This is a genomic window from Pseudomonas sp. Ga0074129, assembly GCA_001465025.1.
Lineage (GTDB): Bacteria > Pseudomonadota > Gammaproteobacteria > Pseudomonadales > Pseudomonadaceae > Aquipseudomonas.
Genome location: LNDO01000009.1, coordinates 1 through 5,418, shown reverse-complemented (window position 1 = coordinate 5,418; position 5,418 = coordinate 1). Strand labels below are relative to the sequence as shown.

At 58.7% G+C, this 5,418-nt stretch carries 8 protein-coding genes; 4 read left to right on the top strand and 4 right to left on the bottom strand.

The window, feature by feature from the left end; translation table 11 throughout:
* Positions 1–445: 445 nt before the first annotated feature.
* The 3 genes from AUK77_RS00540 to AUK77_RS00530 are packed head-to-tail and all read left to right on the top strand — an operon-like array spanning position 446 to position 2,586.
* Positions 446–1,258, top strand: coding sequence for a cytochrome c peroxidase (locus tag AUK77_RS00540; protein WP_296125183.1), 813 nt, complete (start codon positions 446–448; stop codon positions 1,256–1,258).
* Between the two features lie 53 nt (positions 1,259–1,311).
* Positions 1,312–2,076 (top strand): hypothetical protein, encoded by a 765-nt coding sequence (locus AUK77_RS00535; protein ID WP_296125182.1) that lies wholly within the window; start codon positions 1,312–1,314, stop codon positions 2,074–2,076.
* 24 nt (positions 2,077–2,100) lie between these two features.
* Positions 2,101–2,586 carry an arsenate reductase ArsC gene (locus AUK77_RS00530; RefSeq protein ID WP_045735120.1) on the top strand — a complete coding sequence of 162 codons (486 nt, stop codon included), beginning with the start codon at positions 2,101–2,103 and terminating at the stop codon, positions 2,584–2,586.
* Here AUK77_RS00530 and AUK77_RS00525 read toward each other — a convergent pair.
* The 4 genes from AUK77_RS00525 to merR form a co-directional block, all read right to left on the bottom strand.
* Entirely contained in the window at positions 2,583–3,101 is a 519-nt protein-coding gene (locus AUK77_RS00525; protein WP_045735121.1) for a hypothetical protein, read from the bottom strand. The two genes, AUK77_RS00530 and AUK77_RS00525, sit on opposite strands and share 4 nt — an antisense overlap.
* Complete coding sequence (locus tag AUK77_RS00520) at positions 3,082–4,113, bottom strand: DUF3179 domain-containing protein (RefSeq protein WP_296125181.1); 1,032 nt, start codon at positions 4,111–4,113, stop codon at positions 3,082–3,084. The genes AUK77_RS00525 and AUK77_RS00520 overlap by 20 nt, the downstream gene beginning before the upstream one ends.
* A 22-nt stretch (positions 4,114–4,135) precedes the next feature.
* A complete protein-coding gene (grxC, locus tag AUK77_RS00515) occupies positions 4,136–4,396 on the bottom strand; it encodes a glutaredoxin 3 (protein ID WP_296125179.1) in 261 nt (86 codons plus the stop codon).
* 68 nt (positions 4,397–4,464) lie between these two features.
* Positions 4,465–4,908: an Hg(II)-responsive transcriptional regulator gene (gene merR, locus AUK77_RS00510; RefSeq protein WP_296125178.1), complete on the bottom strand. Its 444-nt coding sequence runs from the start codon at positions 4,906–4,908 to the stop codon at positions 4,465–4,467.
* A gap of 71 nt (positions 4,909–4,979) precedes the next feature.
* Between merR and merT the strand changes: the two genes are divergently transcribed.
* Positions 4,980–5,378: a mercuric ion transporter MerT gene (merT, locus tag AUK77_RS00505; protein WP_296125176.1), complete on the top strand. Its 399-nt coding sequence runs from the start codon at positions 4,980–4,982 to the stop codon at positions 5,376–5,378.
* The last annotated feature ends 40 nt before the right edge of the window (positions 5,379–5,418 follow it).

The following is a 5,418-nucleotide window of genomic DNA, read 5'->3' as shown; positions in this document are numbered from 1 at the left end:
CAGAATTGAAATAAGTCATTGTTTTAAATGGATTTTTGCAGGAATTGCTACGTTGCAGGGTCCTGTAGTTAGGATGACACTTTATTTTCCTCCCACAGATAACGCCTTCTAACGCTTCCTTGTCGCCCTGTCGCAGTCGCTTGAGCAGTGCCTGTTCATCATCCATGGGCGGATTACCTCTGATGGTTCATGGGCCTGATTGTGAGCATTGGTCTTGGAGCAAACAACGCCGCTTTTGTTACAGCTCGGAATTGGAAAGAGGGTGGTCTGTAACAAAAACATCGATGCTTCATCAGAGTAGTAGCGAATCATCCAAAGCCTACTAGTGTGCCTAGGGAGAGAACGCGACCAAGCGCTGACAATGCTTGCAGACCTGCCAGCGCAGGTGTCTTCAGTGGTGGCACCAATAACAAACAATACCTGTAGCCCTATGAGGAAAGCCCCCATGCACTCGACTTGTCCCGATCATCCGCAGTTTTCTTGTCAGCGCCCCTTTGCCGCGATGGTGTCAGCCAGCGTGCTGGCCTTGGCCCTGGCCGGCCCAGCTTTCGCCGCCAGCCCGTGCGGCCCTTGCGCGGCCAAATGCGCACCGGCCACGCTGAACCCCTGTGCCGCCAAGAACCCGTGCGCCGCGAAAAATCCCTGTGCAGCGAAGAATCCCTGTGCCGCCAAATGCGCGCCCAATCCCTGTGCGGTGAAAAATCCCTGTGCGGCCAAGAACCCCTGCGCCGCCAATCCGTGTGCCGCCAAGCTCAACCCTTGCGCCGTTAAATCAGTCAAGCGCCCAGCGAACTACAAGCCTTATCAGGGCCCTCAGGCTGAGCTGGTGGCCTATGGCGAGCAGCTGTACAAGGACCCAAAACTGAGCAGCAACGGCCTGTCCTGCGCGACCTGCCACCAGGGCGGCAATCTGTTTCAGGCCAGCTTTGCCAAGGCGTTCCCCCACGAGGTGGCCATGGCCAGGGATCAGTTCGGCATGAGTCAGGTCTTTCTCGATGAAATGGTGCAGATCTGCATGGTCGCGCCCATGGCGGCCAAGGCATTGGGCTGGGAGTCGAAGGAACTGGCGGCGCTGACAGCCTACACCGCGACATTGCAGACCAGCTTCAAGCCCAATCCCTGCGCAGCCAATCCCTGTGCGGCCAACCCTTGCGCCGCGAAGAACCCATGCGCGGTCAAAAATCCTTGTGCTGCGAAAAACCCTTGTGCCGCCAAGAACCCTTGCGTGGTTAAAAATCCCTGCGCCGTCAAATCTTGAATCAGGGCGAGCCGGGGCCGGTTTGATCGGCTCCGGCGCGTTTGGAGGGTTGCATGAATTTACCGCTTTCCAATCTACCCAATGCCGTCCCAGGCATGCTGTTGGCCGCGCCTGATGCAACCGCGCTTTCGCCGCACGAGCGGGCCGTTATGCTGGAGGCCGCCGCCGAGGTTGAGCGTTGCCAGCATGCGCTGGCCAAGGCCGGACTGAACGTGGTCGGCGAACTGCTCAAGGGCCATGAGGGGTTCTATGAGATGAACCACTACCCCGATGGCGACGTATTCGACCGCGACAGCCACAGCCAGTACTACTACCACGCTCACCGTGAAGGGGGCGTAGAGCATGGACACTTCCACACCTTTATTCGCGGTGCAGGTATAGGTGCACACCTGCAGCCGCGTAAGGATTTGTGCAAGAGCGAGCCCTGGCCTGCGGGCGATGAGGCCATTGCCCATCTGGTGGCCATTTCCATGGATGCCTGGGGCCAGCCGATTGGCCTGTTCGCCTGCAATCGTTGGGTCACGGCGGAAACCTGGTACCCGGCGAAGGCGGTGAAAGAGATGCTGCCGGGCTTTCTGATCGACCACGCCCATCCCTCCTGGCCGACCAATCTGTGGCTAAGCGCCATGCTCAAGCTGTTTCGCCCGCATATCGAGGCATTGCTTGATCATCGTGATCAGGTTGTCGAGCACTGTCGTGCGCTGCATCCCGACCAGGATGTGCTGGAAGACCGTTCTCTGGAGATCACCGGGCATCTCGACATTTCAATTAACGCCTGGGTCGAGCAACTGCGTCAGGCCCAGGGCTTAAGCCGATAAGCTTCAACCAAGGTAAGTACCAGCATGAATATCCTGTTTCTTTGTACCGCCAACAGCTGTCGCAGCATCCTGGCTGAAGCCGTGTTCAATCACCTGGCCCCGGTCAACATGCGTGCCGTGAGTGCGGGTAGCAAACCCTGTGGCTGGGTGCATCCGCAAAGCCTGAAGGCCCTGGCGCGTGCTGGCATCGAGCAGACGGGGCTGTACAGCAAGTCCCAGGAGGTGCACGCACAATTGCAACCCGATGTGGTGATTACCCTCTGCGACAATGCCGCTAATGAACCTTGCCCGGCTTATTTCGATCAGGCGTTCAAGGCGCACTGGGGGCTTGCCGACCCGGCGGCGCAGCAGGGCTCGGAGGAGGAGATCAACGCGGTATTCGATCAGACCGTGCAAGTGATCCGCGCCCGTGTCGAGCGGTTTCTGCAGCTACCTTTGGCCAACCTGCAGGCGGAACAGTTGCAGCAAGAGCTTCGGCGCATTGGCCTGCTACTGCCCGAGGCTGCCTAAAACAGTGACCAGAGCGCAGGCGCGCCTTGGCGTCTTTGCCAGAAGCGGCTGATCAGCAACAGAATCAGCGCCAGCGGTACCATCCAGGCGAATAGGCTGACAAAAGCTCCCAGCCCTGGAATACCTAACAGCAATAACAGGCTGGGGGCGCAGCACGCGCCACCGGCCAGCAGAGAGGGCCATACCCCCGCGCTGGAGATGGCCGTACAGTGGGCGCTTTGACGCAACGCCAGAGCACCATGCAAGTTCAGGCCCAGCAGGGCTGAAAGCGTCGTGGCAATCAATAGATTGACCGGGCTAAGCAGTATGACCAGCCCTCCCATCTCCAGCATGGCCAGCGCCTCAAATTGCCAGGGGCTGCGCTGGGAAAGGAGATGGGCCCATTGCCAGGGTAGGTTGTGCCAACTCCAGCCAGCAGTACCGATGTCGATATCCCCGAGCATATACAGGTACAGCAGCCCATAAGCCCCGGAGACTAGGCCGATCAGCCAGCGCTTAAAGACTGTCAGGGGCATCAAGCAGCACCGTCTGCGGGTAGAAGGTGGCCCAGGCGAACCACATGGCATCGATCATGTTTACCTTGGCCAACCCCAGCAGCTCCGGGGCTTGCGGGCCGTCCTGGGTGAAGCTCAGAGTGGCTGGGTCGAGGGCGATGCGCGCGTCAGACTCATAAACCCAGGCGGTATCGAGGCGGCTGTCCTGAATGATCAGGTAGTGCCGGTCGGCATGCTGGTAATGCACGACTCCCTGTTGCTCCAGGTATTCCCGATTGATGGCGACAGCCACCTGTGAGGTGCGAAAACCGCGAATCATCTGCTTTGCATGCAGTTCGGGGCGGCTATGGGTGACCGGAAACATCACCTGCGGCTCGATATAGTAGCCATGCAACGGGCTGTAACTGCCATAGGGATCGCGGTTGTAGTTGCGCATATAGCCGGTGCGCTCAGTCAGCACCTGGGTTTGCGGGTAGCGCTCCTTCCAGCGAGCCCAGGTGGTCCAGGTAACCTGGATCTCATCCAGACTCTGGCCCTTGAGTGGCCCCTCAATGGCTACGGCGGCGATCTGCGACCAGTAGCTATCGCTGGCCCGGTCGTACATCACCACATTGCTGTTCAGCAGTTTGCCGGAGACACCAAGGCTGGTACTGCCGCGTTTGAAACCGATGGCCGTGGCCGTCAGCGGGCAGTAGGTGATGCTGACGGGTTCGCCTCCGAGGCTGTCGTTGACGATTTCATGCCAGACCATGATTCGCTGCGGGTAAGCCTTTGCCTCGCCCTGGTGATAGACGCCGAATACGATGTCCTGGGCTTTGAGGTAGTCGTCTGCATCCCCGGCATCGCTGAATTTGGGCGAGCCGATGGCGGGAATGCCCTCTTTGCCGGGGCCGCCGGAGAGCAGCAGCTCGTTAAACATGGCATGGCTGGGTGATAGCACGCGCTCAGGCCCGGCCGGCGGCTGGGCTTGAACGGGCAGTGTGGCGCCCAGGTAGACCAGGCCCAATAAGGTCAGCAAGTATCGGCAGTGCATGGCACCTCCCATCAGCAGACGGCTACTGGTTACCGAGCAGTGTCCTGAGTTCGCCACTGCGGTCGAGCTTGGCCAGGTCGTCATAACCGCCGATATGGCGTTCGCCGATAAAGATCTGCGGTACGGTGCGCCGGCCAGTCAGTTCAATCATCTGTTGCAGCTGAGCGGGGTCCAAATCCACCCGGATCTTCGCCAGGGGGCCGGCATTGCGCTGGCTCAACAGATGTTCGGCTTGTTTGCAGAAAGGGCAGTGCTGGCTGGTGTAAAGGATGACGCGGCTCATGGTTAAACCTCAGTTGGCAGAGCGCGACAGTCGCCCTGTGCAATTGAGATGAGCCGCTATGGGCTTTGTTACAGCGGGTTTTGCAGCTCACTGTTAGGCGGATTCTTGCGTTGATACAGCGACTCAATAAGCGGGCATGCCACCCTGTCTGGGCTTGCACAGCAGGCGCGAACCAACTGAGTCAGCACTGACTCGATCCGTTGGAGGTCCGCGAGTTTATCGCGCACATCGGTAAGTTTCTGTTCGGCCAACTCACGGGCTTCATGGCAATGCGTGCCGTCGTCCAGCCTCAGCAATTCAGCCACTTCATCCAGGCTGAAGCCCAGCCGCTGAGCGGACTTGATGAACTGCACCCGCGCCACATCGACGTTGCCATAACGACGAATACTGCCGAACGGCTTATCTGGCTCAGGCAATAAGCCCTTGCGCTGATAGAAACGGATGGTTTCTACATTGACGCCGGCGGCTTTGGCGAAAACGCCAATGGTCAGACGCTGTGCCGTGCTCTCCATGATGCTTGATCCCGTACTTGACTACGGAAGTAACCTTAGTTCATCGATCAAGTGCATAAAAGGAGCTATGTATGTCTGAACCGTCAAACGGGCGCGCTCCTCTTGTCGCCGGGGGGCTGGCGGCGATTCTCGCCTCGACCTGTTGTCTTGGGCCGCTGCTGTTGATCACCTTGGGCTTCAGTGGAGCCTGGATTGGCAACCTGAGCGCGCTGGAACCATACCGACCGCTCTTCATTGGCGCGGCACTGGTAGCGCTGTTTCTCGCCTGGCGCCGTATTTTTCGCCCGGCTCAGGCCTGCACGCCTGGTGAAGTCTGTGCCATCCCTCGGGTACGCACCACCTACAAGCTGCTGTTCTGCTTGGTGGCGGCCTTGGTGCTGGTCGCGCTTGGCTTTCCCTGCATCCTTCCCTTGTTGTGGGATGCAAATAAAGTTTCATCCGTACAAATAAAGTATCATCCTTACAAATAAAGTTTCATCCTAAGCCTGTATCCGCTATGTTGAGGTCATC